The organism is Acinetobacter sp. YH16032 (assembly GCF_013417345.1).
GTDB lineage: Bacteria > Pseudomonadota > Gammaproteobacteria > Pseudomonadales > Moraxellaceae > Acinetobacter.
Map to the genome: position 1 here is coordinate 1 of NZ_VPEE01000101.1, position 2,768 is coordinate 2,768.

Annotated in this window: 3 protein-coding genes and 1 pseudogene; all 4 read left to right on the top strand. The window is 30.3% G+C overall.

The window, feature by feature from the left end:
• A pseudogene (locus tag FTV32_RS16400) lies at nt 1-584 on the top strand (replication initiation protein); the annotation flags it as partial.
• Nucleotides 581-853 (top strand): hypothetical protein, encoded by a 273-nt coding sequence (locus FTV32_RS16405; RefSeq protein WP_179991633.1) that lies wholly within the window; start codon nt 581-583, stop codon nt 851-853. The pseudogene FTV32_RS16400 and the gene FTV32_RS16405, both read left to right, overlap by 4 nt.
• A gap of 344 nt (nt 854-1,197) precedes the next feature.
• Nucleotides 1,198-1,941, top strand: a complete 744-nt coding sequence (locus FTV32_RS16410) for a serine/threonine-protein kinase (RefSeq protein ID WP_179991632.1) — start codon at nt 1,198-1,200, stop codon at nt 1,939-1,941.
• Nucleotides 1,938-2,705 carry a PP2C family serine/threonine-protein phosphatase gene (locus FTV32_RS16415; RefSeq protein ID WP_179991631.1) on the top strand — a complete coding sequence of 256 codons (768 nt, stop codon included), beginning with the start codon at nt 1,938-1,940 and terminating at the stop codon, nt 2,703-2,705. The genes FTV32_RS16410 and FTV32_RS16415 overlap by 4 nt, the downstream gene beginning before the upstream one ends.
• Nucleotides 2,706-2,768 lie beyond the last annotated feature (63 nt).

A 2,768-nucleotide genomic window follows, 5' to 3' on the forward strand; every position in this document is an offset into this window, starting at 1 on the left:
TGGTGATGTTAAAGATTTTAGATAAATATAATCCATACACTCGTTATAAAAAGGATGTAGTTCTAAAATTAAAAAAAGACTACTCAATAGACTTTTACCATTTGGCGAAAAAAAATCAGGTAAAAAATGGCTTTGAATTAACGCTAGATGAAATGTTTACAGAATTTGGTTTACCTGAATCTTATAGAGATTTGAGGAACTTAAAACGAAGAGTTTTGAATAGTTCATTAGATGAAATTAATAAATTTACCGATATAACAGTTGACTATAATCCAATTAAAAAAGGGCGTTCAGTAATTGGCTTTAAATTTATAGTAAAAGAAAAACCAAAGCCCAAATTAGTAGAGCGTCAGCGAGATCAAAACACCATAGACATGTTTTTCAATCTATCCGATGCTCAAATTAACAAGTACAGCACTATTTTATCTCAACTCTCTGAACTATCAGACCTAAGTAACTTTCCTGATTATCCTGCTTTTGCCCTTTGGATCGGTGGCATCTTACGAGATCCGAAAAGTGTAAGGGAGGAAACCGCAAAACGAATTTTTAAAGCTCTGCATAGCAAAACGGATTTTAAACCATGAGAACTAAAGTTGAATTAGCCGCAATGAGTTGTGAAGAACTCAAAGACTATGAGCAAAGTTTACTAGCTCTGTGGACACCAAGAATGGCTCTTGAAAGTGACATTGAAAGGTTCTGCACTCAACGCAGAGAATTATTGGAGGTTTTTAATCAATTAAAAAATCCTGATGCTCCTGAACATGAACGTTTAAAAAATTCTATTTTATCGCTCAAATATAAGATTAAAAAATTAGAAGATAAATTGGATAATCTTATTCAAGATAATCGCTGAAATTATATAGATTTAATTATTCAGATTATTTAAGTAAAACTGTGAAACATTGCCTAATATTTAGGCGTAGAACATGAAAAATCAAGTAAAAAACCCCTGTTCACAGTCAGGGGTTTTTCGAAATGGATTATATTGTTGAATTATAAGAAGTAAAAATTAGCATTTCGTATAAGGTGTATTATGTTAATTTTAGAATTTCTTAAAATTAATTGTCTATAACAAAAAAATTTCATTCCAAATATTAATCATAATTTTTATTAATTTATGAGAAAATGCAGAAAATATAGTAAGTAATTTATACCTAATTATTTTTATAAAATTTTAAGTTTGTAGGAGCATAAATTTTGGAAGTTTACAGACACTCAAGTTATGAGTTCCAAGTTGTTGACAAAATTGGAGCTGGAGGATTTGGTGAAGTATACGAAGTGGCATTACCTACATGTGATTTTAGATATGCACTAAAACGATTTGCTCCACAAAAAAATATTGCTGAAGCTTCTCTATTTTCTGAAGGTGAACTATTAGAAAGATTCCGTCAGGAAATGAGATATCAGACAAATTGTACTCACAAAAATATAGTTTCTATTTGTGTAGTCCATCAAGGCGATGCTCCATTTTTTGTAATGGATCTTGCTGATTCTGACTTGAATAAGCTAATTAAAAAAGACCTTCTTTCTAATGAGGAAAAGATTAAAGTTATTCTAGATGTTCTGGATGGTTTGGAATATCTTCATAATAAAGGACTAGTTCATAGAGATATAAAACCAGAAAATATATTACTTTTTAATGGAGTATATAAAATTTCAGATTTTGGACTAATTAAAAATTTAGCTCCTAATGCACATCCTAACGATGTTATGAGTGCAATTGGTCTATGTCTTGGAACAACACGATACATGGCTCCTGAAGTTGAAGAAGCTGCGCATTATTCGCATCTTTCTGACATTTTTGCACTAGGCGTGGTCATGTCACAATTACACATAACAGAGCTAGCTAGCATCGCAAATAAGTGTACTTCCCAAACGGTTAGGTTCCGATATCAATCGATTGCTGAAATCAGAAACGATATTCTAAGAGTGATAAAATGAAAATTACATTAAGTTGCGTTTCATCTTTTTCAGAAGCAAGAGATAAATTTTCGCCTGAAAGAAGTAAACAGAATGAAGATTCACTAATTGTGCCTCTTAAAAAAAGTAATGGCTTTTTATTTGGGGTTGCTGATGGTTTAGGCTCATATCATGGTGCAAAAGAAGCATCCTATTTCGTTTGTAACTATATTGAAAACCTTCAACAAATTAGTCACGAATACTTAGAACATTCTTTAAAAGAAGAACTCAAAATCAATTTTCAAAATTTTATTCAAAGTCAAAATTCTGAATACATTAAGGCCTCTACAACTCTCTCATTTTGTTTTTTAGATGATAGTGGTTTGAGCATTTGGCATATTGGCGATTGTAGAGTTTATATCAAGCAAGATACTAAATTAATTCAACTTACGAATGATCATACTCAATATCAAAAGTTACTTGATAAAAAAATATATAGTAAAAAGGAGTTAAACGAAAAAAAGATAAGTCAAAGTACTTTAACAAATGCGATTTCATCTTTCATTGATTTAGATAATGACTATACATTTATCCCCTATGACTCTTTAAAAGATGAATATGGAGAAGAAATGTCAGTATTTATAATGTCTGATGGTGCATATCATTTTTGGGATCAAAGAAAAAATTTCAGTAAAGTCACAATGAGCGACACTATTAAATTTACTAATGCTCTAAAAAGAAGGATAGAGAATAAAGGTCCAATTGATGATTACACATTAATTGGAACAAAATTTTATTTAAAATAGAATCTCTTATATGAAGTAGAAAAGCCTAACATTAGTTAGGCTTTTCTACTTCATATACAATTA